Source organism: Streptosporangium roseum DSM 43021, from assembly GCF_000024865.1.
GTDB lineage: Bacteria > Actinomycetota > Actinomycetes > Streptosporangiales > Streptosporangiaceae > Streptosporangium > Streptosporangium roseum.
Genome location: NC_013595.1, coordinates 5,149,943 through 5,173,098 on the forward strand (window position 1 = coordinate 5,149,943; position 23,156 = coordinate 5,173,098).

Genomic DNA, 23,156 nt, shown 5'->3' on the forward strand with positions numbered 1-23,156 from the left:
GGTGGTTCGGTGTCTGTTCGAGGCTCTCAGCGGCGATAGCCGTGTCCGGCTGCGGCCAGGTGCGGCCAACTCCGGATGAGGATCGTGAGAGCGGGGAAAGATCGAAGCCTGTGGCGCTCTGTCCCTCGAGGAGATCCGCATGCTGGTGAAAGTGGCTGATTGGATCGTCGACCAGTACGAACAGCTCCAGACGTGGGTCAGCGAGCGGTTCGGCGACGATCCCCGCAAGGCCGATGCTGTGAAGACCGGGATCATCATCGCCTGCATCGCGGCCGTGACCATCACCGTGATCCTGCTGATATGGCTGGCAGTCACGGTGCTGGGCGGCCTGACCCTGGCGGTGGCTCAAGGCTTGGCCGCCGGGCTGGGGTGGGCGCTGGAGCGGGTGGCCGACTGGAACCTCACCGAGGTCGTCACCAAACCGGTCCATGACTACATCATCGCCCACACCGCCGGCCTGCCCGCAGGGGCTGAGGCGATCTGGTCGGCCTGGACGCTGACCGGGCCGATCCTGTGGCTGATCTGCTTGCTGACGAAGTCCTGGGGGGTGCGGCTGGCCTGGGTGCTGTACGGGGCCGGTACGGTCGCGATGGTCTACAGCGCCAGCCCGGTCGGCGGGCAACTGCTCGCCACCGGCGTCGCCGTCGTGTACTGGGCGGTGCTGTCGGTGTTCGTCTTCCGGGGAATCAGTCGCCGCCCGGTGGTGCATGTCCATTCCGCCCCCGACGTCACCACCCCGCTGCAGCAGCTGCGCCAGCAGCTGGATGAGCAGCTGAGCGAGGTCCGCGCCCGAATAGGGCGTGTGGAAGTGGCCAGTGACGAGCTGGCCGCGCGGCGGGCGGGCAGCAGAGACGACGAGGATTCCTAGATCGCTCCACAGGCGACGACGGGCCCGCTCCGGATCAGAAGAGCCTGCGGCCGTTCGGGGCTCTGCGCGACTCTCGGCGCTCTACGGCGGGCACGGGGAGATCGCCGTCCCCTGCGGCGATCGTTATCTGGAGTTGTCAAGCGATCTCGCTGGTCAGCTGCTTGATGACCGTTAGGGCACATCAGACGAGCAGGGCTCGCCGTGACTGAGGCGTCTGGCATTCGACGGACGAGTTGATCTCGTGGTTCACCGCCAGGAGGAGCGGGGTCAGCCGGCGTCGGGATCCGATGGTTCCGTGGTCGGTGCGATCTCCAGTGGCGTGGCGATCCCGCCGGTGAGCTGAAGCCCATGAGTGAGCGTGTAGTCGAGCTGCCTGGCCAAACGAGGGACGCTTGTCGCGGGCAGGTATGCATCGGCGCCGGCGTTGAGCAGGCGTCGAACCGGACCGTGGTAACTGACTCCGAGCTCCTCGTCCTCGACTTCGGTGATGATGACACGAGCTTTCGGGAACATTGATCGGAGACTGGCGATCAACTGCGGGCTGCCCGGTGGTGCCAGCAGCACATCGGCCGTTGCGGGAGCCGCGTGCATGTCGAGCACGACGTAGTCCGCCCCCAGTTGGGTGGACAGCGACACCCGGGCCGCCGTCGAGAGCTTCATCGCGGTGGCGACGACGGTCACGCTGTCGTAGTCGATCGGTGGCTGGTCATTGGCCTCCCTTGGCGTGTCGCCATCGACGACGGCACCTTGGAGCACCTCGACGGTGCTGGAGATTGTCGCGATCGACTGGCCGTCCCGCATGACGACCAGGTTCTCTCCGGGCTGGAGGGCGTCGATGAGTGCCACGATGTCCTCGGGAAGACAAGTCACGTCGATCCGCCGCGTGGGTCGCGCGGCGCGCTTGCGGATCACCGGGCCTTGGACGCGCTCAGGGCGGCGGGCGAAGTTGGCGGCGTCGTCACAGTGTTCAGTCCTTCACGAGTCGGATCGGCGTCAGTGGCGAGCCTATGTCGGCATTGATCACTTCGGGGACATCATCAGGCGCCATAGCGAGTTTCCGGTGTTTCGACCGCCCGGGACGTACCTGGTGGCAGGCGTTGACGGGTGGGAACCTGATCCTTGGTCAGCCCGCTGCCGGCTCGGCAGGGCGGGCTTGCAGATCGGTGATCATCTCTGTGAGCAGGCAGGTGTCCGGGTCCGGCCGAGACACGGGGGAAACCGGCCATCGGTCGATCATGTTCGTGATCTCGGAAGTGAACCGGAGTGTCTCCGCGGCTCGGAGCTCGATCGACAGCGGAACGGTCAGTGGCGTCAGCGAGCCGGTGCGGGCGGAGTCGCCGCCGACCCCCGTTCCGATGTCGTCGGCGGGACGGCTGTACATCGGCATGGATGCCGCCGTCACGAGCACTGCCGGCACCAGGCCCAGCGTGTCGTGGTCCCGGTGGCAACGACGTAGGAAACAACGGATACGCAGGTCAGCGGTCAACCTTCCAAGCTGTGCCCCAAGGTCCTTGAGAAAGCTCTGACCTGCGTATCCGCTGAAAATTTCGCCGAGTCCAGCCGCGGCCGTGTGGGTCGAGCTCACCGGTGGCGGTCTTGAACAGGTACTCCGCGCGCGGATTGGACAGTCGGCCGCGTCCGGTGGCCGGGCAGATGTCGGTGAGCGGGTCGGCACCGGTGGCGGGATGCTCGGCCAGCCAGGCCAGATACATCCGCACCCGGGAGGCGTAGGTGCGGCACGCGGCGTCGCCGGCGGTCAGCCGCGCCGGTGCCGCGGCAGCAGCAAGCTGACCACCGCGATGGCCAGGCCGAGCCCGGCCGCCATGAGGAAGACCAGGTCGTAGCCGACGGCGAGGGCGGCGGGCGAGGAACTCCCGCCGGCCTCCGACGCGGCTCTGGCACTGGCGGCCGTCGCGAGCACCGCCAGGCCCACCGACCCGCCTACCTGACTGGCGGTTTGGGCCAGGCCACCGATGATCCCCGCGTCGCCCTCAGGACCGTCGGCGGTCGCCGCGGCCATCAGGGTGGGGAAGGTCAGCCCAATACCGACAGCGATGAGCAGCGTAGGCCCGAGCACGCTGGCGACGTAGCCGCTGTCGGCGTGGGCTAGGGAGAGCCAGCCGAAACCGGCCAGGAAACAGGCGCTGCCAGCCAGCACCAGGGGGCGCACACCGGTTCGCGGCAGCAGGGCGGCGGCCCATCGCGCGATCACCATGAACATCACCGCCGCGGGTGTCTGCCCGAGCCCGGCTTGAAGCGCACTGAAGCCGAGTACGTTCTGCAGGAACAGCGACGTGAAATACCACATCGCGATGGCAATTCCACCGAACAGCAGCAGCATGACATTGCCGACGGCCACCCCCCGGATCTTGAACAGCCTCAGGGGCACCATCGGCAGGGAGGCGAAACGCGCCTCCACCACGGTAAAGACGACGAGCAGGAGCAGGCCCGCCACGGCTGGCCCGACGACCAGCCCGGACGACCAGCCATGATCGGCGCTCTGCATGACCCCGTAGATCAGCGCGGCCAGCCCTGCCGTCCCCGTGACCGCGCCAGTGAGGTCAAGCGATTCTCGCCGGCCGATTCGCGTGCCAGCCAGCGACATCATGGCCACGACGATCAGCACCGCACCGATCGGCACGTTGATGAGGAAGACCCACCGCCACGACAGGCCGGTGGTGATGGCACCGCCCGCGACCGCGCCGACCATCCCGCCCACACCGCCCGCGGCAGACCATGCGCCGAACGCCTTGGCACGCGCGTTCGGCTCGGTGAAGGAGGTGTTGATCACGGCCAGCGTCGCCGGGGCCATCATGGCGGCTCCGATGCCCTGCGCGAGTCGGGCTGCCACCAGGACCTCCGGAGCGGTTGCCAGGCCCCCGGCCAGACTCGTGGCGGAGAACAACAACAGCCCGGCGACCAGCATCCGGCGCGGGCCGAACAGGTCAGCGGCGCGGCCACCCAGCAGCATGAAGCCGGCGAAGGCGAGCAGGTAGCCGTTCACCACCCAGGCCAGGCCGGTGGGTGTAAAGCCGAGGTCCTCGCGGACTGAGGGCAAGGCGACGTTAACGATGGACGAATCCAGGATGACCATGAACTGGCAGGCACACGCCAGCGCCAGGATCATCCAGGCGGAGCCGGTATGCGGCCTTGCCCGCTGAGTTGCGGTGTCAGTGCTTGTCATGACTTCTTCCTTGCTAACGCCGCCGCTCACGCGGTCTGGGAGGTTGTTGCGGCCAGGGCTCCGTGGGCGTTCCCGTCGTCCGCGGCGGCTTCGGTGGCGCGGCCGCCCCCCAGCAGCCGGATCGTGATCTGGGCCAACCGTCGTCCCTGATACCTGGCCGCTTCCAGCGCCGCGGTATCGGGGCCGTCTCCGGTCGGGCCGGTCACAAACGACGTGCCGTAGGGGTTGCCGCCGGCGGCGTACACGACCGGATCGGTGAACCCGGGCGGGACGATCAGCGCCCCCCAGTGATAGAAGACATTGCCCAGCGACAAGATCGTGGCCTCGCTGCCGCCGTGCCGGTTGAACGCCGAGGTGAAGGCCGTCACCGGTTTGTCGGCCAGTCCGCCTTCGTGCCATAGCCCGCCGGCCTGGTCGATGAACTGCTTGAGCTGGGCGGCCGGCGCGCCGAACCGGGTCGGTGTCCCGAACGCGAACGCATCGGCCCACGCCAGGTCCTCAATCGAGGCCCGGGCGATCGAACCGGCGGCATCGGCGTGCCGCCGCCACAGCGGGTTCTGGTCAATCGCGCTGTCGGGCGCCAGCTCGGCGACCCGCCGCAGTCGCACCTCGGCTCCGGCCGAGGCGGCGCCCTCGGTGACGGCCTGCGCGAGTGCGTGCACAGTGCCCGTCGCGCTGTAGTAAATGACGGCGACCTTCACGGTCATATCCGGCTCCTCGATGACTGTAGTATTAGTTATGCGCATAATGTTATGCGCATAACTAAATTGTCAAGGAGAGCCCATGGACTTCGAGCACGCCGATGCCCTCAACCAGGCCATCCGCCTGTTGAGCCTGCGCCACCGGGCCAGGGCCGCGGCGCTTCTGCAGCCGCTCGGACTGCACCCCGGACAGGAGGCGCTCCTGCTCGAGCTCGCCCGGACCGGCCCGAGAATCCAAGCCCAGCTCAGCGAGGCACTCGGCTGCGAGCCGCCCAGCGTCACGCTCATGACCCGCAAGCTCGAAGCCAGCGGCCACATCCGCCGCAAACCCGCCCCCTCCGACAAGCGCGCCAGCATCGTCGAACTCACCGACAGCGGCAAAGCTCTAGCCGACCAGGTCAAGCAACTTTGGTGCGCCCTGGCCGAGGAGACCGTGGCCGGCCTGCCCGCCGAAACGGTGGTAGAACTACCCGGCATCCTCAACACCCTGACCGGCAACGTGGATACCAGGCGCCCCCGCCACCCACACGGCCGCCGGCCCGGTCTGGTCACGCAATCGCGACGGGCTGGGCACGTTGATCAGGGCATGGCGTTGACTGGTGATTACGAACCGAGCACGTCGGAGTGGGTCCGCAAGCACGTCGAGCAGATCGTGCGCACCGGCACGACCGACGGCGTCACGATCAGTGGCCTGCCCACCGTGCTGATGACCTACCGGGGCGCCAAGACCGGCAAGGTTCGCAAGACGCCGCTGATGCGTGTCGAGCATGAGGGGCGCTACGCGGCTGTCGCGTCCAAGGGTGGAGCGCCGACTAACCCGCAGTGGTATGCCAGCCTGGTCGCCGAGCCGGTCATCGCGCTTCAGGACGGCGCGGTGACGCGGGAGTACCGGGCGCGCGAGGTGTTCGGGGACGAGAAGGCCCTCTGGTGGCGCCGGGCGGTGGACGCGTACCCGGACTATGCCGACTACCAGCGCAAGACCGACCGCCAGATCCCGGTCTTCGTGCTCGAACCGGTCAGCGGGGGCACACCGGCCGGTGACGGCACCGAGGACTAGTGTGGCGCGCCTGAAATTCTTCGGCTAAGTCTAGACTGTCGTTATGGCACGGACAGGAAGGCCGAAGGCCGAGGTGACGCTGACCGACCAGGAGCGGGCGACGCTGGAGCGCTGGGCACGGCGGGCGAAGTCGTCGCAGGTGCTGGCGATGCGATCCAAAATCGTGCTGGCGTGTGCGGACGGCAGGGACAACATCGAGATCGCCGCGGATCTGCGGGTGCATCGTGACACGGTCTCCAAGTGGCGTAACCGATTCGTCAAGCTGCGACTGGAGGGTCTGATGGACGAACAGCGTCCAGGCCGGCCACCGTCGATCGGCCTGGACCAGGTCGAACAGGTCGTAGTAGCGACCTTGGAACAGACACCCAAAGGCGCCACGCACTGGTCGAGGGCCTCGATGGCCCAGCGCAGCGGACTGTCGAAGTCGACGATCGGGCGGATCTGGCGGGACTTCGGGCTCAAACCGCACCAGGCCGACACCTTCAAACTGTCCACCGACCCGTTGTTCGTGGAGAAGGTCGTCGATGTGGTGGGGCTGTATCACAACCCGCCGGAACGGGCGGTGGTGTTGTGCGTGGATGAAAAGTCCCAGATCCAGGCACTGGACCGCTCCCAGCCGGTGCTGCCGATGATGCCCGGCATGCCCGAGCGCCGCACCCCCGACTACGTGCGCAACGGGATCACCAGCCTGTTGGCCGCCTTCAACGTCGAAGACGGAACCGTCATCGGCGAGTTGCACCGCCAGCACCGCGCCGCGGAGTTCAAGAAGTTCCTGATCACGATCGACAAGACGGTGCCCGCCGAACTGGACGTCCATTTGATCTGCGACAACTACGGCACGCACAAGACTCCGGCGATCAAGGCGTGGCTGGCGCGGCATCCCCGCTTCCATATGCACTTCACCCCCACCGGTTCGTCGTGGATCAACCAGGTCGAGCGGTGGTTCGGCTTCCTGACCGACCAGTTGATCAGGCGTGGAGTCCACAAGAGTGTGCAGACGCTGGAGGCCGACATCCGCGACTGGATCAGCCAGTGGAACGAGGATCCCAAGCCGTTCGTGTGGAAGAAGACTGCGGAGGAGATCCTCGAATCCCTCACCCGATATTGCCGACGAATTTCAGGCGCGCCACACTAGTGTTGTGAGCGGTTAATTCGCGTGCGGTATCGGGCGATGGAGTTGAGTTGAGTTCGAGTACGGAGCGGCGGGCACCGCCTTTCAGCTTCTGGTTTCTGCGGTTCCTGTGGAATTCATCGAGCGGTTCCAGCTCATCGGGCGGTTCCAGCAGCCGCCACGACGAGGCCGGCGGCGACTTCGGCCGGCACGATGGCTTCGATGGCGGTTGCGGCAGCGGCGACTGACGGGGTCCCGGTAGCAATGAAGAAATTTCCAACGGAGTAACACCTGACCTGCGTAAACGCCACCCTGGGGCCCGCTCGTGTCGCCGAGTTTCTGGACTTTGGGACACCGCTACGCGCGGGCGCGCGAGGCGGAGCGGGTCCGCCGAGGCGGATTGCCCATGAGAATCCGAGTTCTCACAGGTAGATCACCGCAGCCGGATCAGTCCTCGCCGAGCAGCGCCGTCATGCCGTTGAGCATGTCGAGCAGGATGTCGACGTTGCCGATCGCGGTGGCCAGGCAGTCGCGGGCCGCGCGCATCTCGGCGATCTGCTCTGACCAGCCCTGACTGCAGGTGGCGATGAGCCTGTCCGTCCAGTCGCGCAGGCCGGGGCCGCCGGGGCGCAGGGCGTGCTGGTCGTAGCCGTCGAGGAACGCTTCCAGTCGATCCAGTCGCCCGTCGATTACGTACATCGGTAACCGGCGTCTGACGTTCGCGAAGTACTCTCGCTCGCTCATCTCGGCCAGGCTCTTGGTCACCGGACCATGTTCTCGCCTGCACGTTTGCCAGGTCGATTGCTTCTCGCACCGTTACATGGCGGTTGGGGACACGTTCGGGAGGAGGATGCCGGAAAGCCGTGGTCCGGCCTCTCCATTGCCCCCGACCGTTCCCGATCGCAGGTGGACCGCTGGTGTGTACTATCAGTACACTTCAGATATGAGAGCCATCGTCAAGACTGCGGGCACCATCCTGATCTCGATCCTCCTCAGCTATCCGCTCTGGGCACCAGAGTGGGGGCGCGGCATCCTGGGCGAGATCGAAGCGTGGGGAATGCCCGGCGGACTGATCGCCGTTGCCGTTTTCCTCGGCCTCGTTGCGCTGTACTGCCGAGTCCTCCAGCGGACGATGACGCTCGTGCGGCCCGACGCCAGGACCGCGTCGCCCACGTCGGTCTGGTGGATGTTCGCGATCCCCTACAACTTCACCGAAGATTTCTTCATCGTGCGCGCCGTCTCCACCTCGCTGGCCGCTGACGGGCAGGTGACGAGCGGGTTCATCCGGCGGTGGGCGGCACTCGGATACGGCTGGTGCGCGTTCCAGATCCTGTCGCTCTTCCCGGGGATGGCCGGATATGTCGGCGGAGCAATCGCCCTCCTGCTGTGGGCGGCACACTGGATCATGACAGCCCGCGTCAATCGCACGCTTGCCACCCGGAACCCAGCCGCCCCGCTCGCGCACAGCCTCTAGGAAACCCATGCCGCTGCCCCGCTTCGGCCGACTGCCGGTCGGCACACGAGCCGCCATCCTCGCCGTCGCTCGCGCCCACTTCGCCCGCGACGGCAAGGACGCCGCGTCGTTCAATCAGATCATCGCCGAAGCCGGCATCTCCAAGACCTCGGCCTACCACTACTTCGACGGCAAGGACGACCTCTTCGGCGCCGTAGTCGCCGACGCGGCCGACCGGATGTTCACCGCGCTCGGTCCCTGGATCGACGTGGAAACCGAGGATGAACTGTGGGAGCAGGTGACGGCAGGCACCACACGGCTCATGGCGCACCTGCGCGACCACCCCGATGACCGGGCGGTGCTTGCCGGGCGGCCTCACCCCGGCGGCGACGGCAGCTCCTGGATCCACAGGCTCGTCGTGAACGGCCTGCACATCAACCTGATCGACCCCTACCCAAACGCCGAACTGATCACCGTAGCGACCATCGGTGTCTTCGACGCCCTCGACACATGGGCACTCGACCATCCGAGTGAGCTCGGCCACTCCGTCGCGGACACGCTCACCCTGTTCCTCACACGGCTCTGGAACACCGCCCCCAAGGCGAGGAGTGAGAAATAGCTCCCGGGCCATGGACACGAGGCCGTGGCGTGCCTCTGCGACGGCGGTGATCAGCGATGGCGGCCAGGGTGTTCGTCCTCTGCCCATCCTCGTCGGATCGAGTGCAGGTACGGAAGATCACCAAACGCGCGACATGCATGGCCCGCCGCTCGGGTCCGTGTCACCAGCCGCAAAATAGAGCGTCCGGACTGTGAGAGGAGTTCTGCGAGCGGCGACCTGGGCGAATGCCGCGTCGAACGGAGGCGGCGCTGACCTCGCACAACTGGTCCATTTCTGCGAATCACACACCGCCGCCGCCGTCACGCAAAGTTGCTTCGCCCCTGGTGGCGCCGACCCGAGCGGGGCCCTGGCGGCGCGATCCTCACCGGCGGGACCTCAGGGATCCCGGTGGTAACGCCGCAGAGAACAACGGATACGCAGGTCGGCGACCCACCTTCCAAGCTGTGCCCCAAGGTCCTTGAGGAAGCCCTGACCTGCGTATCCGCTGAAAATTTCGCCGATACTACCGGGACCCCTTATGAGGCGCGGACCTCGTCCACCAGGCGGGAGCTCCATGGGCACCAGTGGCCGCCGGGCAGGAAGGCGCCGCCGGCCTCGTCCAGATGTTCCTCAAGGTATTGGATGCTGGAGTCGCAGACCTCGATCGCCACGTCGAAGAAGTTGATGGTGCCGGGGTCGAGGTGGTAGCTCCATCCGGGGTTGTAGGGGACGGCGCGCTTGACGATCCGGCCGTGGAGGTGGATGCGCTGTGTTTCCTCGCCGCTGAGGATCTTGCGAGCGTGGGCGACCATGCCCGGGTCGCGGAGCTCGACGACGAAGCGAGGAAAGCCGTTGGTATCGGTGAACCGGAAGTAGGCTTGCTCGGCCGCTTGGGCGGGGGTGGCCGCAGTGCTGGTGAGCATCGCGAGTGATGCGAGTACGGTGGCGATCTTGGTAGGGATGCGTGACATGGGGGCACCTCCGGTGTCGTGGGGTGCGTCCTGCACCCCAATGTTAACTCAATGTAGTTGATTGAATACTTAGAGTCACTAATCCTGGCCTTCCTTAATCGGATCCCCGCTTACCCCTGAGACCCAGGTAGGGAGGACGGCTCGACAGCCTGCCGGTCGGAGACGCCAATTGCGCCGTCGAGTGGTGGGATCCCAGTAGTGACGACGCAGAAAACAGCCGGTACGGCCAGGCGTCATCCGGGCCAGGGATGCCGTTCGGCGTAGTCGAGCATGGCCATGGCATGTCGGAGACGGTCGCGCATCGGCTCGGTCCACCGGCGGATGTCGGGCCGGAGGTCGGCGAACGGGGCGATCCGTTCGTCGTCCGGTCCCAAGCGGCCCTCTCCCGGGCCGATGCGGCAGCGCTTGCCGAACTCGCCGTGCTCGCACTGCGGGTTCGGGTGGTCGGAACGGGCGGCCACGATGCCGCCTCGTGTCCAAGCGCCGGCTTGGACACGAGGCGGTTCCGAGTGGTGGCTAGACAGCGAGTCCGTCGAGGATGGCGGCTACCTCCGCCGCTCTGAACAGGAACCCGGCATGTGTCGTGTCCAGGGTGTGAACGTCGTAGGGATTGTCGGGAGTCAGCGCGTCCGCTTCGGTGATCAGCCTGTCCTGCATGGCGATGGGAAGCGACCGGTCGCCGGTGAGACGGATGTAGGTGCGGGCGATCGTGCCCCAGGTGCCGGCGTGGACGCGGGCATCGGACATCATCACCGCAATGGACTCATCCGGCTGCAGGATGTTGAGGAAGGCGTGGAACTGCTGGTCGGTGCCATCTGCCATGATGGCCGCCTTCAGGCCGGCGAGCAGGGCCGGGTCGGCGGTGCGATAGTTGGCCCGGCCGACACCGAGTTGAACCGGGTCTCCGACATTCAACGCGGCCAGGGGTGGCAGCAGGCTGGCACTGAACTCGGGCCTCTGCATGTACTCGATGGGGTTGGCCAGTTCCACACAGGACCACGCGGAGATGTATACGAGCCGATCAACCAGATCGGGCACCGTGTTGCCCACCCCGCTGATGGTTGTCCCTCCGAGGCTGGCGCCCACCAGCACCACCGGCCCGTGCCCGGCCACGCGGCGGACGACGTCGACGACCATGTCGACGTTGTCCTGCAGGCTGACCCCGGCCAGCGTCGACGGTTCGTTCGCCCATGCAGAGAGGTCTTGCGGGGCCTGGTAGGCGACCGGGTATTGCGCGTCGAGGCCATGCCCCGGCAGGTCGACGGCGAAGCTGCGGTGGCCGAGCAACGCGAGTTCGCGCTGGATGGGGGCCCACATGAACGAGCTGGAGCCGGAACCGTGGACCAGCACGAATGTGGGAGCGGCGCAGGCCGCAGGCCGAGGGCTGGAGGGGCTGGTTGAGACAGGTGACACGTAGATCAGTCCGATCGCATTGAGGCGCGGTGAACACGCGTGATGTAGGCACGGCGCATTGAGCCGCTGATGAAGAGGATGGTGGACATGTCACCGGTGAGTTCGCCGAAGCCCGGTCATGACACGGGCGGTCGCAGACTCTGCGGCAGTGCCGGATCAGCCCATGGCGGACCGCCAAGGACAGAACGCAGCTCTAGGCGTCAACCGGTGGGTGTGTGATGTTGACGGGTCGGATCGGGCGAAACGCGGCGCGCCGGGAGTCTGGACCGCAACGCTGACGGCGGGATCGCCTCGACCGCCGATCACCGAGTGATCGGCAGGACACACCGCCTCAGACAGTCCGAAGACGGACGAACATGTAGACCATGATCGAGATCGTATCAGGCCGTGTTGAACGACCGGGAATCGACAGGTCCGCTCACCGCGTGACCCGACCGCTGCCGCCCCGTACGGCACCGCCTCGCACCCCGCCGCCGGAAAACCGGGTGCGGACTGCCGGTGCGGCGGTGTGTGATCGGGAGTATGACGATTGTGCTGGGTGAGCCGGGAGCCGACGGGCTGCGCGAGGTTGCGGGCGTGCTGCGGGAGTGGCAGTACGACGGGGCGCCGATGCACCTGCATCCGGGAGACCTGGGCTGGTTCTGGCGGTTCGGTGCGGAGGCGACGGCCGCGGCGGTCCGGACGTGGAGCCGGGACGGACAGATTCTCGCCGTCGGGCTGCTGGACGGTCCCGGGCTGTTGCGGCTGACGATCGCGCCGGAGGCTCAGCGGGAGGAGGAGCTGGCGCAGCAGCTGGTCGAGGACGTGACCGAGCCGGAGCGCGGCGTACTGCCCGAGGGGAAGGCGAACATCGAGGCGCCGATGGGCGCACGGGTCCAAGATCTGCTGTCCGAGGACGGCTGGAAGGCCGACGAGCCGTGGACGCCGCTGCGCCGCGACCTCACGGAGCCGGTGAAGGATCCAGGCGTGCGGATCGAGGTGATCGGGCCGGAGCAGGCGCACGTGCGGGCCGCCGTACAGCGGGCATCCTTCGACGGGTCGACGTTCACCGACGAGCGCTGGCACGCGATGGCGGCCGGATTGCCGTACGCCGACGCCCGGTGTCTGGTCGCCTACGACGGCCAGGGCAACGCGGTGGCGGCGGTGACGGTGTGGTCGGCCGGTCCAGGTAGGCCCGGATTGCTCGAGCCGATGGGCGTGCACCGGGAACATCGCGGTCACGGCTACGGCAGGGCGATCACCGTCGCCGCGGTGGCCGCGCTCCAGGCGCTGGGCTCGTCGAGCGCGATCGTCTGCACCCCGAGCTCCAATGTCGGCGCCGTCGCCACCTACAAGTCAGCCGGCTTCCAGCCGCTCCCCGAGATCCGGGACAGATACCGGGACGCCTAGGGGTTCCAACGGGTGAGGAGGTCAGGCCGGCCACACGCGCGGCGTGCCGGAGTCGGCGACGGTGGCCGCGTGACCGCGAGCGGTGGAGCCGACGGCCGAAGCCAGACAGGCGACGCTCTGGAAGCCAGACGGGCGACGCTCTGACGGAGCCAGGATCACCTGGTACGGGAGGCGGGCCGGGATAAGACCGGCGCCGGGCGCCGATCTCTTCGGGCTGGATGGGAGATCGCGATTGCCCGGCCCACAACGATGCCCGCCCGCGGCCTTATACGCGCAGCTCTGTCAGCCGGTCGGTGGCCTCGTGCGGTGTCATGCCGGCGCCCCGTTGGTAGGCGGTGTCGTAGTCGGTACGGCCGAGCCGTTCCGCGAGCACCTCCGCAAGGGAGCGCAGCTCGATGTCGCCGTGGTCGAAGGTGCCGCGGATGGCCTGGCTCAGGCCGAGCGCGGTGGCCGCGCCGGCCGGATCGTCCTCCAGGAACAGCAGCCGGGCCAGGAGCTGGGCGGCCCGAGGGGTGCCCATGTGCGCCCGCGCCGCCCGCACGGCACGGGGCAGCAGCTCGCGCGCGGGTGCGGCGTCCCCGGCGGTGAGGAGGTTCGCCATCCTGGCGGGTACCAGCATGTTCTCGATCGTCTCCGCCGTAAGGCGCAGCCGGCGGGCGAGTGTCTCCATCCGGTCGAGTTCCCGGTCGGCCCGTTCGATCTCGCCGGAGCGGCGGTACAGCTCGGCCAGGCTGCCCAGGACCTCGATCTCCAGCACGGGCTGACCGCGCTCCCAGACCGCTCGTTCGGCGGTTTCGATGTCGTGCCGGGCGCCGGTCAGGTCGCCGGCGCGCATGCGTTCGGTGGCGAGCCCGAGCCGGGTCGAGACCTCGTCCTGCGAGCCGAGGCCGGTGGCGAGCGCGATGCTGTGCTCGTAGGCGGCGATCGCCTCGTCGTGTTCGCCGCCGATGGCGTGGATCTGCGCCAGGCCGTACAGCGTCTTCGCCGTCCACCACTGATCGCCCGCCTCCTCGAACGCGTGCAGCGCCGCTGTCATCGCGGTCGCGGAGCTTTCCCGGTCGCCCCGTTCGCGATACCGCATGGCTTCGATCATGAAGGTGCAGGCGATCGCCCAGCGGTCCGAGCCGCTGCGCACCCGGGCGATCTCCTGGTCGGCCAGCTCGTCCAGCCCGAGTATCGCCGCCATCACCAGCACTGTCGTCAGCAGCATCGGATAACGCCGCAGCGCGCCCGTGCGCGCGCAGTCGTCGATGAGCGCGCGCAGCCGCTCGGGGTCGGTGACCGGCCCGCCCCCGCCGGCCACCAGGTGGATCGCGGTGAACGCGGCCCGGGCGTCCGCGGGCAGCGCGTCGCCGAACTCGGCGACCTTGGCGACGTAGGCATCGGCCCGAGCGTCGTAGCGGAGCATGACCCAGTACCAGTACAGCGGGCCGAGGAGGCGGGCCGCCGCATCGGCGTCACCGGTGTCGATGGCCGTTTGCAGGGCGAACATCAGGTTGTCGTACTCGGCCTGGAACAGCCGCAGCGACTCCACCTGCTTGTCCGAGCGCAGCAGCGGCTCGTGTTCCTCGGCCAGGTCGGCGAAGTGCCGCACGAGCCTGCGCAGGACGGCTTCGGCTTCCCCCGCCAGGCGAAGCTTGTCGGCCGAATGGGCTCGGACGGTCTCCAGCATCCGGTAGCCGTCGCCGGCCCGCTCCACGATGGACTTGTCGACCAGGGAGTCCAGCAGATAGATGACCTCGCCGGCGGGGAGCGCCTCATCCGAACAGACCACCTCGATCGCGGCGACCCCGGTTCTCGCCAGAAAGATCGAAATTCGGCGGGCCAGCATCCGTTCTTGATCGGTGAGGAGGTCCCAGCTCCACTCGATGACCGCATGGAGTGTCTGCTGCCGCGGCTGGGCGGCCCGGTTACCGGTGCTGAGCAGCCGGAAGCGGTCATCCAGCCGCCGGGCGACCTGGTCGGCGCTCATGGTCCGCAGCCGCGCCGCGGCCAACTCCAGGGCCAGCGGAAGCCCGTCCAGCCGTCGCACGATGTCCGCGACCGAGGCCGCGGTCGACGCGTCCAGCGTGAAGCCGGGCTGTACGGCTGCCGCGCGATCGAGGAACAGCCGCACCGCGGCCGACTCTCCGGCCTGAGCGGAATCCGCGTGCGCGGGCGGCAGTCCGAGCGGGCCCAGACGGCACAGCGTCTCACCCATGACTTCCAGCGGTTCCCGGCTCGTGGCCAGGATGGTCAAGTACGGCTGGCGCTCCAGCAGCTGCCCGGCGAACTCCGCGACGGGTCCGGAGATCTGTTCGCAGTTGTCGAGCACCAGCACGCCTTCACCACCGGCGAGCAGATTGACCACCCGCTCCAGCGGCGTACCGGACGGCCGGACATCGGCGACGCTGAGCGTGCCCAGCACCGCGCCGGGCAGCCCGTCCGCCGTGGTCACCCCGGCCAGGGAAACGAGCCAGACCCGGCCGCGCCGATGGGCCCGATGCCGGCTCACCGCCTCCACGGCCAGGCGGGTCTTGCCTACTCCCCCGGGTCCTACGACGGTGACCAGCCGCGAGGTCTCCAGCAACCCGGCGAGCAGTCTCAGCTCCTCCGCCCGGCCGACGAAGCTGGTCAACTGGGCCGGCAGGCGTCCCGGCACCGCCTCCGGCCGCGCCTGTTCCGCCTCGGGGATCTCCAGCTCGCCCCGCAACACGGCCAGGTGTGTTCTACGCAGTTCCTCGGACGGGTCGACGCCCAGTTCCTCGGCGAGCGTGCCGCGGACCTGTTCGAACACGGCCAGCGCATCGGACCGGCGGCCTGCCGCGTGCAAGGCTCGCATGCGCAATCCGGCCAGCCGTTCGCGCAACGGGTGGCCGGCGGCCACCGCCGCCATATCGGCCAGGATCTCGTCGTGGCGGCCCAGTCTCAGCTCCGCCTCGAACCGGTCTTCAACGGCCGCGGCGCGCAGCTCCTCCAGACGCGCGCCGGCCGTACCGGCGAAGGGGGCATCGCGCACGTCGGCCAGCGCGTCTCCCCGCCACAGCGCCAGCGCCTCGTCCAGCAGCGCGTCCGCTCGCTGCGCGGCGCCTGCGGCCAGTTCGCGACCGCCCCGCCTCGCCTTCTCCTCGAACCGACAGGCGTCGACGTCCCCGGCGCGGACGTGCAGGCGGTACCCGCCGGCCGCCCTCTCCACGACCCCGGCCCCGCCCAGAGCCTTGCGCAGCCGATGCACCAGCCCATGCAGCGCATTGACGGTGCCCCCGCGCGGACGCTCCCCCCACAGGCCGTCAACGAGTGCATCGACCGACACCATCTCGCCCTCGGCCAGGGCCAGTCGGGCCAGCAGCGCACGGACCCTCGTCCCGCCGACATCGATCGGCGCACCGTCGTCGGCATAGGCCCGGACCGGTCCCAGCACCTCAATACGCATGCACAAAGGCTATGAGCACGGAGACGCGCACGTGCCGCTGAAAGTGGCGCCATGCCGGCTGAAAGGGCGTTCTAAGAGGCATGTAAGCGCTGGTGGACACCGTGGAGGACGTACGGAAGAAACGTCAGAAAGGCAGTGCAATGGCAGCGCACGAGAAAGTGCAGCAGGTGCTCGACTGGGCGGTGGCCGAGGCCGGCATCCCCGGCATCGTCGCCGACATCAAGGACGGGGACCGGACCTGGTTCGGCACCGCCGGCGTCGCCGACCTCAAGACCGGTGCCCTGCGCGGGCCGGGCGAATACCTGCACACCGGCAGCAGCGGCAAGGCCTTCACCGCCGCAGTGGTCCTGTCCCTGGAGGCCGAGGGCAGGCTGAGCATCGACGACCCGGTGGACAAGTGGCTGCCGGGCGTGCTGAACGTCAACGGCTACGACGGCAGCAAGATCACCATCAGGCACCTGCTCAGCAACACCAGTGGTCTGTTCGTGACCGGCCTGGCGCCGGAGATCAGCCACCGCTACGCCACCCGTTCCGGGTTCGCCGAGCATCGCTTCGACGAATTCAGCACCGAAGAGCTGTTGAGGGTGGCGGTGTCCCAGCCGCCGATCGGTGCGCCCGGCGAACGCTTCGGGTACGCCAACGGCGGCTTCTACCTCGCCGGGGCGATCATCGAGAAGGTCACCGGCAACAGCTATGCCGAGGAGGTCGAGCTCAGGGTCGCTCAACCGCTAGGCCTGACCGACACCCGCGTGCGCCCCTCCACGGACACGGGATACCCCGATCCGCACCCGCGAGGGTACTCGAACCTCTTCTTCAAGGACGGCACCGACCCGGCAGCCGTCACCCCGGAGAACTGGGAATCTCTGATCGAGGAGCCCGGACTCGAGCCCCTCGACGTCACCGAGTTCAACACCTCGCTCGGCTGGTCGGCCGGCAATGTCGTCTCCACCACCGGCGACATGATCCGGTTCGTCAACGCGCTGGCGAGCGGCAGCCTGCTGCCGCCGGCCCAGCACCGGCAGATGTGGACCACGGTCTCCGTCGAGGGTGGTCACTGGATGCCGCACGCCCGATATGGCCTCGGCCTGTTCGAGTTCGACAAGGACGCCGCGGGCGGCCGGACGCTGCGCGGTGTGGGTGGCAGCCTCTGGGGGTCCTACACCTGCGTGGTGGGTACCCCCGACGGCCGGCACACCATCGCCGTCCACACCAACACCGAATGGAAGACCTGGGACCTCATGTTCAAGGTCATCGAAGCGGAGTTCGGCGTCTCCATCGGTGCGTAAGCACGCTGCCGGCCATTATCCGGATGCGGGAACGCTCGGCCGCCCGTTCGGGCACTCCGAAGACGTCGGCGATCTGCTGGAGCGTCTTCTCGCGGGCGTCGTACAACTCCCTGGCACGCGTCACGGCCGGTCGGAACCCGGGCCGGGCGTGACGTCGTCCATGGGCGGGCCCGCCAGGGCGGCGGCGAGACGAGAAGCGAGCGCCGTGACCGCGGCGCGCAGTTCCGGCCCGCCCTCAACGCGGAAGGGGAACGGCACGTTCGGCAGCCACTCCTGCGCGTACATCGTCGGATTGCTCGTGCTGCCGACGAGCACGCACCTGTCCCCCGACGGTTCGAGCCGTCCCATGGGCGGCCGGATCCAGGGCGCCACCTCGGCGAGGGGGGCGTCGAACACGACGCGCGTGGCGAACTCCCATCCGGTGCCCAGGTTCTCCTCCAGCGCCGTCACCGGGTCGAGGCCGTCGGGCGGCTCGAACGCGTGCGTGCTCCGCTGGACCTGGCGGACGCGGTCGACCCGGTAGGTGCGGATGGCGTCCGCGCGGTGGGAGTGGCACAGCAGGTACCAGCGCCCGTGGCGGACGACGACCGCCCAGGGGTCCACCTCGGCCTCCCACTCGTTGCCGGACTCGCTCCGGTAGGAGACCACCACGCGCCGCCGGTCCGCGATGGCGGCCACGAGCGCGCTGGTGATGGCGGGATCCGGACGGGCCGCGAACCGGTCCGGCGCCGCCGACGCATGCTCGCGCAGCGCCGCCGCCTGCCGTCCGACGTTCTCGGGCAGGGCCCGGATGACCTTGCCCAGGGCGGCGCCGACGAGGTCGCCGACGTCGGCGGCCGCCGGCTGGCCGTCGAGCACCGCCATGACCAGGCCGAGCGCCTCGGGCTCGGTGAAGGCGACCGGAGGCAGCTTCGTCCCGCGTCCGAGCCGGTACCCGCCGTAGGGGCCGCGGGCCGACTCGACGGGGATGCCCGCCTCGCGGAGGATCCCGACGTACCGGCGCGCGGCGCGCTCCGTGACGCCCAGACAGGCGGCGAGCTCGCCGGCCGTCACGCCGGGGCGGGTCCGGAGGATCTCCATGGCGCGCAGAGCCCGTGCGGTGGGGCTGAGATCGGTCGGCACACGAGCACAGTAGGAGGTCACGGGATGAATAGGAAGTAGAACGTCCGGAATCGGTCCTAGCCTGACGTCCTGACCGGGTTCCGCGGGCAGGATCTCGCCGGAACCGCGCTGAAGAAAGAGAACTGATCATGGATATCCTGCTCATCGCCGGCCTGTGGCTCGACGGATCCGCGTGGGACGACGTCGTGCCCGCACTTGAGGCGCTCGGCCACCGCCCCGTACCGATCACCCTGCCCGGGCAGGGGGACGGATCCGCCTCGGCCACTCTCGACGACCAGGCGGCAGCCGTGCTCGCCGCCGTGGACTCGGCGTCGGGAAAGCCCATGGTGGTGGGACATTCCGCCGCCTGCACCCTGGCCTGGCTGGCCGCCGACGCGCGCCCGGAGCGGGTCGCCAAGGTCGCGCTCATCGGCGGCTTCCCGTCCGCCGACGGGCAGCCCTACGCCGACTTTTTCGAGCTGAAGGACGGCGTCATGCCCTTCCCGGGCTGGGGTCCGTTCGAGGGGCCGGACTCCGCCGACCTCGGCGAGGAGGCCAGGCGGGACTTCGCGTCCGCGGCGATCCCCGTCCCCGCGGGGGTGACGAAGGGCGTGGTGCGCCTGACGGACGAGCGACGGTTCGACGTCCCCGTCCTTGTCGTGTGCCCCGAGTTCACCCCCGCCCAGGCTCAGGAGTGGATCGCCGCCGGGGACGTGCCCGAGCTGGCCAAGGCCGAACACCTCGACCTTGTGGACATCGACTCGGGCCACTGGCCCATGATCACCGAGCCGGCCGAGCTCGCCCGGCTCCTGGCCGCGGCGGCCCCCGAGGCCTGACACGGCTGTCGGCCTTGCCGACCCCGCGGATGCGGGACCTGCCCCGGGTCGCCCTGGTGCGGGGTCTTGCCGGTGGTGGTCCGGGACTCGACCGCTCGGTGCGCGGCGGCTGCCGCCTCGAGCGGGAAGGTCTGGCCGATGACCGGCCGCACACGGGTGACCGCTGGGGTCCTCACCGCGCTGGCGAGTGTATCGATGCTCGTGGCGGGCGCTCTCCCTGCTCATGCCGGCGAGATCTCCGGCCCCGTCGCCGTGACGGCGTCGGGCCAGGTAACGACGCTACCCGTCGCGACGCTTCCCCTCACCCACTGCGGCGGCCGCCGCGTGTTCGGCGACAGCGGCTGGAACTGCCCCTCCTGGAAGTCGGGCCGCGAGCACGCGAGAAAGGCGGCCGCCGCCGAGCCGCGTTCCTTGATCCTTCTCGGTGGCGACGGCGGAGGCGGACAGGAGCGTCGCGGTGGCGAGGCTGCCCCAGAGGGCGGCCGGGCCGTGGGGTGCGAGAGCGGTGATGACCACCGGGGAGACGGCGAGGCCGAAGCCCGTGGACAGCTGGAAGCGGGCGAGGGCGCGTCCCAGGAGATGGGCCGGGGCGAGGACGGTGACGAGCGCGGTGGCGCTGCCGGCATAGATGATCTCGCCGATGGTGCAGACCACGGACACCGCGAGGATGGCCGGGGCACCCCAGCCGTGTCCCAGTGAGGTAGCCGCGAGGAAGCCGAGGTAGGACGCGGTGAGGACCACGCCGGCGAGAGCCAGCACGGTCCGCCGGGAGAAGCGGGACATCAGGACCGTGATCGGAACCTGCAGGGTGACCACCAGCACCGTGTTGGCCACGAAGATGGCTGCCGACCACACCGGGGATGCGTGCATCTGTGTCACCAGGACCAGGGGGAGTGCGATTTCGGGGACGTTGAGACAGAAGACGTAGACCACGTTGGCGGCCAGCAGCGCGCGCATCCGGGGTGCGGGCTCGTCGTCCCTGTCCTTGGCCGCGGCAGCGGCCGGATGAGCGTGCACGTGGACCGACCACGCCAAGACCGCCGCGGCGAGATAGGTGAGCCCGGTGACGGCTGCCAGCGCCTGCAATGCGGTGGTGCCGCCGGCCAGGCATGCGGTGGCGAGGAGGGCGCCCGCGCCCAGGCCGGCGTTGCGCAGGGCGCGGCCTGCCGCGAGGGCGGCGTCGCGTTCGCGGCCGTGGGCGACCGTGGCCACGAGGGCGGCGTGGGCGGCCGGCCATGCCTGGTTGCCGATGCCGAGGAAGAGTGCCGCCGTCGCGAACAGCCAGACGTTCCCCGTCGGGGTGGCCAGCAGCAGCGCCACGCCCAGCACCCGCACCAGCATCGACGCTGCCACGACCGTGCTGCGTGCGCCCCGGTCCAGCCATCGGCCGACCGCGGGCATGCACACCAGACCCACGACGGCGCCGACCGTCATGGCGATGCCGGTGGCCGGCGCGGACAGCCTCAGCACCATCACCCCGTAGAGCAGCAGAAAGGGCCGCAGCAGGCCGGTGCCGAGCGCGTCCACGGCCAGGGCGACGGCATAGCGGGGGCCTCCGGAGGCACGGACGAGGGCGCGCGGCCGGATCTTGGTGGTGGTTGCCATGGCGTCAACGATGCGTTCGGCCGCCGGGCCGACTGTGTCGGTTGACGGACACCGTCAACCGACGCGGTCGTCGGCCATCCGACCAGCGATGATGAGGGGATGACGTTGAGGATCGACATCGGCGGCCTGCCGTCCGGGCGACTGCGGTTCGCTGCCTCCCCGCTGGCCGAGCTGACCGCGATGCTGCACGTGCTGGCCGAACCCGGGCATCACCCGCAGCTCGCCGGCTGGGCCGGGGACGTCTGGGCTGGGCTGCGGCCGGAGCTGGCCGAGCGGTTGCGGGAGGCGGAGTTCCTCTGGCGTTCCTCACGAGCCGACTTTCTGGTCCCCGCTCGTCCTCGGCCGACCCTCGCCGAGGAGTTGGACGACGTGGACCGGATCGACGACGAAACCTATGTGACCGCCGCGCTCATCACCACGTGCGGCAGCAACCGGGTCCACTTCGCCGCGCCGTCGCTGCTCACCGACGCGACTGCGCGCGAGCGGGCCCTGGACCTGGCGCAGGCCCGCGGCGCGCGGCAAGAGGCCTTCGCGGAACGGCTGCTCGCGGACCCGGCCGCCGTGCGGGCGCGGGTGCGCCACACCCTCGAACAGTGCGCCGAGGCTTTCTTCGACGCCGCCTGGACGGGCGTCGCCGTACAGCTCGCCACCGACCTGCGCCTGAAGAACGACCTGCTGAGGCGCCAGGGCATCGGGGCGGCACTCGCATCGGTCTCCGGCGCAGTCACCCTGGCACCGGACGGCGACTGCATCATCGTGGACAAGCTGCAGGACAAGGCGACCGCCGCTCACGGCACCGGGGTCACCTTCATCCCCAGTGTCTTCGGCAGCCCGCACCTGGTGGTGGTCCACACGCCCGGGTGGCAGCCGGTGGTGCAGTACCCGGTGGCCGAGCCGAGTCCATCAGAGCCGGTGTCGCTGGAAACGGTCACACTACGGCTGGAGGCACTCGCACATCCGATACGGCTGCGACTGCTGCGCACCCTGGCCCGCGGCCCGCACACCACCGGTGAGCTGGCCCACGCCTGGGAACTTTCACCCCCGGAGGTTTCCCGCCACCTCGCTGTCCTGCGCCGCGCGGGCCTGCTCACGGCCCGGCGGCACGGTCGTTACGTCCATTACACCCTCAATCTGCCTGATCTGACGGGGCTGGGGGCCGACCTGCTGGCGGCCGTACTGCGCTGAGTGGCTTCGGCCTGCCGAAACGCGGAATGACCCGGCTGAACGCGATCTCGGACCGGGGAGTGGGCCGGGGCATCGCCGCGCGCGGCTCAGATCATCCGCCGCAGGGCGGTCTCCACGGCGTCGACGAGCGCATCACCTTCGGTACCGGGGTGGCGGGCAAGGCCGAGTTCGACGTCCGGCAGAGCAGGCAACGCGGCCGCGTCGTGGCAGGCCATGGCCGGCTCGAGGTTGGCGGGCATGAGCGCCGCGACCCCGAGCCCGGCCCGTAGCGCGGCGAGCACTCCGGCGAGACTGTTGCTTTCGAACGCCACCCGCCAGCGGCGCCCGGCGCCTTCCAGCGTTTCCAGCACCGACGTTCGCCAGGCGCACGTGTTCGAGAACAGCACCACAGGCAGTGGATCGGCGTCGACGGCGACACCCTGCCCGACCGCCCAGACCAGCGGCAGACGCACCGTCCAGCGCGGCGGCCAGGGAAGATCCGGGACCTCGTCGAGCACGAGCTGGACACGGCCCGTGTCGTAGGCCTCCCGCATCGCCCCGTTGGAAAGACTGAGCACCTCCAGCGTCGCGTCGGGGTGCAGCCGCGCGAGGTCGGCGAGTGCCTGAGGAAGGCGGGAAACAGCGAGATCTTCGAGGAGCCCCACGCCGCAACGCCCGGTGAGCGCACGTCCCGTTTCGGCGAGTGCCTGTGCCGACAGCGCGAGAATGCGCTCGGCATAGGGCAGCAGCTCCTCGCCCGCCCGGGTCGGCGAGACGCCGGACGGCGCCCGGTGCAGCAGCGGACTGCCGACGGCCCTCTCAAGCTTGCGCAACTGCTGGCTGAGCGCGGGCTGGGTATGGCCGAGTGCCACCGCCGCACGGCTGATGCTGCCCGCTCGCACGGCGGTGACGAACGACCGCAGCAGTGCAGTCTCGAGATCACGTGCCATAAGCATTCATTATGTCCGATCCAACGAATTAACGACTTCCTATGGCATTACCGGAGA

General features: G+C 69.1%; 21 protein-coding genes and 1 pseudogene. 9 read left to right on the forward strand and 13 right to left on the reverse strand.

Annotation, left to right across the window (positions count from 1 at the left end):
* The first annotated feature begins 139 nt into the window (after positions 1-139).
* A complete protein-coding gene (locus tag SROS_RS46130; protein WP_012891227.1) occupies positions 140-868 on the forward strand; it encodes a hypothetical protein in 729 nt (242 codons plus the stop codon).
* Positions 869-1,135: 267 nt separating this feature from the next.
* Here the strand turns inward: SROS_RS46130 and SROS_RS22470 are convergent, their stop codons facing one another.
* The 4 genes from SROS_RS22470 to wrbA all read right to left on the reverse strand — a co-directional run bounded on the left by SROS_RS22470 (position 1,136) and on the right by wrbA (position 4,759).
* Complete coding sequence (locus SROS_RS22470; RefSeq protein WP_012891228.1) at positions 1,136-1,780, reverse strand: hypothetical protein; 645 nt, start codon at positions 1,778-1,780, stop codon at positions 1,136-1,138.
* Positions 1,781-1,991: 211 nt separating this feature from the next.
* The gene (locus SROS_RS22475; protein ID WP_169369342.1) at positions 1,992-2,453 is read right to left on the reverse strand and encodes a hypothetical protein; all 462 of its coding nucleotides are present in this window, start codon (positions 2,451-2,453) and stop codon (positions 1,992-1,994) included.
* A 171-nt stretch (positions 2,454-2,624) separates the two neighbouring features.
* Positions 2,625-4,052, reverse strand: coding sequence for an MFS transporter (locus tag SROS_RS22480; RefSeq protein WP_012891230.1), 1,428 nt, complete (start codon positions 4,050-4,052; stop codon positions 2,625-2,627).
* 26 nt (positions 4,053-4,078) lie between these two features.
* The gene (gene wrbA, locus SROS_RS22485; RefSeq protein ID WP_012891231.1) at positions 4,079-4,759 is read right to left on the reverse strand and encodes an NAD(P)H:quinone oxidoreductase; all 681 of its coding nucleotides are present in this window, start codon (positions 4,757-4,759) and stop codon (positions 4,079-4,081) included.
* A 76-nt stretch (positions 4,760-4,835) separates the two neighbouring features.
* On the opposite strand from wrbA, the gene SROS_RS54220 reads away from it, so the two are divergent.
* Positions 4,836-5,810, forward strand: coding sequence for a nitroreductase/quinone reductase family protein (locus tag SROS_RS54220; protein ID WP_012891232.1), 975 nt, complete (start codon positions 4,836-4,838; stop codon positions 5,808-5,810).
* 43 nt (positions 5,811-5,853) lie between these two features.
* Positions 5,854-6,945, forward strand: a complete 1,092-nt coding sequence (locus SROS_RS22495) for an IS630 family transposase (protein WP_012891233.1) — start codon at positions 5,854-5,856, stop codon at positions 6,943-6,945.
* Between the two features lie 423 nt (positions 6,946-7,368).
* Here the strand turns inward: SROS_RS22495 and SROS_RS22500 are convergent, their stop codons facing one another.
* Positions 7,369-7,686, reverse strand: coding sequence for a hypothetical protein (locus tag SROS_RS22500; protein ID WP_012891234.1), 318 nt, complete (start codon positions 7,684-7,686; stop codon positions 7,369-7,371).
* Between the two features lie 178 nt (positions 7,687-7,864).
* Here SROS_RS22500 and SROS_RS22505 point away from each other — a divergent pair, with 178 nt between their 5' ends.
* Both SROS_RS22505 and SROS_RS46135 read left to right on the forward strand, forming a co-directional pair.
* Positions 7,865-8,395: a hypothetical protein gene (locus SROS_RS22505; protein ID WP_043656397.1), complete on the forward strand. Its 531-nt coding sequence runs from the start codon at positions 7,865-7,867 to the stop codon at positions 8,393-8,395.
* Between the two features lie 7 nt (positions 8,396-8,402).
* Entirely contained in the window at positions 8,403-8,993 is a 591-nt protein-coding gene (locus SROS_RS46135) for a TetR/AcrR family transcriptional regulator (protein ID WP_012891236.1), read from the forward strand.
* Between the two features lie 515 nt (positions 8,994-9,508).
* Here the strand turns inward: SROS_RS46135 and SROS_RS22515 are convergent.
* The 3 genes from SROS_RS22515 to SROS_RS22525 form a co-directional block, all read right to left on the reverse strand.
* Entirely contained in the window at positions 9,509-9,943 is a 435-nt protein-coding gene (locus SROS_RS22515) for a BP74-related protein (protein ID WP_012891237.1), read from the reverse strand.
* Between the two features lie 233 nt (positions 9,944-10,176).
* Complete coding sequence (locus tag SROS_RS22520) at positions 10,177-10,404, reverse strand: hypothetical protein (protein WP_012891238.1); 228 nt, start codon at positions 10,402-10,404, stop codon at positions 10,177-10,179.
* A 55-nt stretch (positions 10,405-10,459) separates the two neighbouring features.
* Positions 10,460-11,356 carry an alpha/beta fold hydrolase gene (locus SROS_RS22525; RefSeq protein WP_043652629.1) on the reverse strand — a complete coding sequence of 299 codons (897 nt, stop codon included), beginning with the start codon at positions 11,354-11,356 and terminating at the stop codon, positions 10,460-10,462.
* 522 nt (positions 11,357-11,878) lie between these two features.
* Between SROS_RS22525 and SROS_RS22530 the strand changes: the two genes are divergently transcribed.
* Positions 11,879-12,745, forward strand: a complete 867-nt coding sequence (locus SROS_RS22530) for a GNAT family N-acetyltransferase (RefSeq protein WP_043652633.1) — start codon at positions 11,879-11,881, stop codon at positions 12,743-12,745.
* Positions 12,746-13,010: 265 nt separating this feature from the next.
* Here the strand turns inward: SROS_RS22530 and SROS_RS22535 are convergent, their stop codons facing one another.
* Positions 13,011-16,157, reverse strand: a complete 3,147-nt coding sequence (locus SROS_RS22535; protein ID WP_012891241.1) for an AfsR/SARP family transcriptional regulator — start codon at positions 16,155-16,157, stop codon at positions 13,011-13,013.
* A gap of 140 nt (positions 16,158-16,297) precedes the next feature.
* On the opposite strand from SROS_RS22535, the gene SROS_RS22540 reads away from it, so the two are divergent.
* Complete coding sequence (locus tag SROS_RS22540; protein ID WP_043652635.1) at positions 16,298-17,443, forward strand: serine hydrolase domain-containing protein; 1,146 nt, start codon at positions 16,298-16,300, stop codon at positions 17,441-17,443.
* Between the two features lie 120 nt (positions 17,444-17,563).
* Here the strand turns inward: SROS_RS22540 and SROS_RS22545 are convergent, their stop codons facing one another.
* On the reverse strand, positions 17,564-18,565 hold the full coding sequence (locus SROS_RS22545) for a helix-turn-helix transcriptional regulator (RefSeq protein WP_012891243.1): 1,002 nt from the start codon (positions 18,563-18,565) through the stop codon (positions 17,564-17,566).
* 128 nt (positions 18,566-18,693) lie between these two features.
* On the opposite strand from SROS_RS22545, the gene SROS_RS22550 reads away from it, so the two are divergent.
* Positions 18,694-19,380: an alpha/beta fold hydrolase gene (locus SROS_RS22550; protein ID WP_012891244.1), complete on the forward strand. Its 687-nt coding sequence runs from the start codon at positions 18,694-18,696 to the stop codon at positions 19,378-19,380.
* A gap of 77 nt (positions 19,381-19,457) precedes the next feature.
* Here SROS_RS22550 and SROS_RS47650 read toward each other — a convergent pair.
* Positions 19,458-19,556 (reverse strand): annotated as a pseudogene (locus SROS_RS47650) (zinc-binding dehydrogenase); the annotation flags it as partial.
* 103 nt (positions 19,557-19,659) lie between these two features.
* On the reverse strand, positions 19,660-20,985 hold the full coding sequence (locus SROS_RS22555; RefSeq protein ID WP_012891245.1) for an MFS transporter: 1,326 nt from the start codon (positions 20,983-20,985) through the stop codon (positions 19,660-19,662).
* Between the two features lie 99 nt (positions 20,986-21,084).
* Between SROS_RS22555 and SROS_RS22560 the strand changes: the two genes are divergently transcribed.
* The gene (locus SROS_RS22560; protein WP_043652649.1) at positions 21,085-22,170 is read left to right on the forward strand and encodes a DUF5937 family protein; all 1,086 of its coding nucleotides are present in this window, start codon (positions 21,085-21,087) and stop codon (positions 22,168-22,170) included.
* Positions 22,171-22,256: 86 nt separating this feature from the next.
* Here the strand turns inward: SROS_RS22560 and SROS_RS22565 are convergent, their stop codons facing one another.
* Positions 22,257-23,099 carry a LysR family transcriptional regulator gene (locus SROS_RS22565; protein WP_043652655.1) on the reverse strand — a complete coding sequence of 281 codons (843 nt, stop codon included), beginning with the start codon at positions 23,097-23,099 and terminating at the stop codon, positions 22,257-22,259.
* Positions 23,100-23,156: the final 57 nt, after the last annotated feature.

What these genes read in the sequence shown, in the direction of transcription:
- SROS_RS22540 (WP_043652635.1), top strand. Translation starts at nt 16,298, where the DNA reads ATGGCAGCGCACGAGAAAGTGCAGCAGGTGCTCGACTGGGCGGTGGCC.
- SROS_RS46130 (WP_012891227.1), top strand. Translation starts at nt 140, where the DNA reads ATGCTGGTGAAAGTGGCTGATTGGATCGTCGACCAGTACGAACAGCTC.
- SROS_RS22515 (WP_012891237.1), bottom strand. Translation starts at nt 9,943, where the DNA reads ATGTCACGCATCCCTACCAAGATCGCCACCGTACTCGCATCACTCGCG.
- SROS_RS22565 (WP_043652655.1), bottom strand. Translation starts at nt 23,099, where the DNA reads ATGGCACGTGATCTCGAGACTGCACTGCTGCGGTCGTTCGTCACCGCC.
- SROS_RS22480 (WP_012891230.1), bottom strand. Translation starts at nt 4,052, where the DNA reads ATGACAAGCACTGACACCGCAACTCAGCGGGCAAGGCCGCATACCGGC.
- SROS_RS22535 (WP_012891241.1), bottom strand. Translation starts at nt 16,157, where the DNA reads ATGCGTATTGAGGTGCTGGGACCGGTCCGGGCCTATGCCGACGACGGT.
- SROS_RS22560 (WP_043652649.1), top strand. Translation starts at nt 21,085, where the DNA reads ATGACGTTGAGGATCGACATCGGCGGCCTGCCGTCCGGGCGACTGCGG.
- SROS_RS22530 (WP_043652633.1), top strand. Translation starts at nt 11,879, where the DNA reads ATGACGATTGTGCTGGGTGAGCCGGGAGCCGACGGGCTGCGCGAGGTT.
- SROS_RS54220 (WP_012891232.1), top strand. Translation starts at nt 4,836, where the DNA reads ATGGACTTCGAGCACGCCGATGCCCTCAACCAGGCCATCCGCCTGTTG.
- wrbA (WP_012891231.1), bottom strand. Translation starts at nt 4,759, where the DNA reads ATGACCGTGAAGGTCGCCGTCATTTACTACAGCGCGACGGGCACTGTG.
- SROS_RS46135 (WP_012891236.1), top strand. Translation starts at nt 8,403, where the DNA reads ATGCCGCTGCCCCGCTTCGGCCGACTGCCGGTCGGCACACGAGCCGCC.
- SROS_RS22555 (WP_012891245.1), bottom strand. Translation starts at nt 20,985, where the DNA reads ATGGCAACCACCACCAAGATCCGGCCGCGCGCCCTCGTCCGTGCCTCC.
- SROS_RS22550 (WP_012891244.1), top strand. Translation starts at nt 18,694, where the DNA reads ATGGATATCCTGCTCATCGCCGGCCTGTGGCTCGACGGATCCGCGTGG.
- SROS_RS22495 (WP_012891233.1), top strand. Translation starts at nt 5,854, where the DNA reads ATGGCACGGACAGGAAGGCCGAAGGCCGAGGTGACGCTGACCGACCAG.
- SROS_RS22505 (WP_043656397.1), top strand. Translation starts at nt 7,865, where the DNA reads ATGAGAGCCATCGTCAAGACTGCGGGCACCATCCTGATCTCGATCCTC.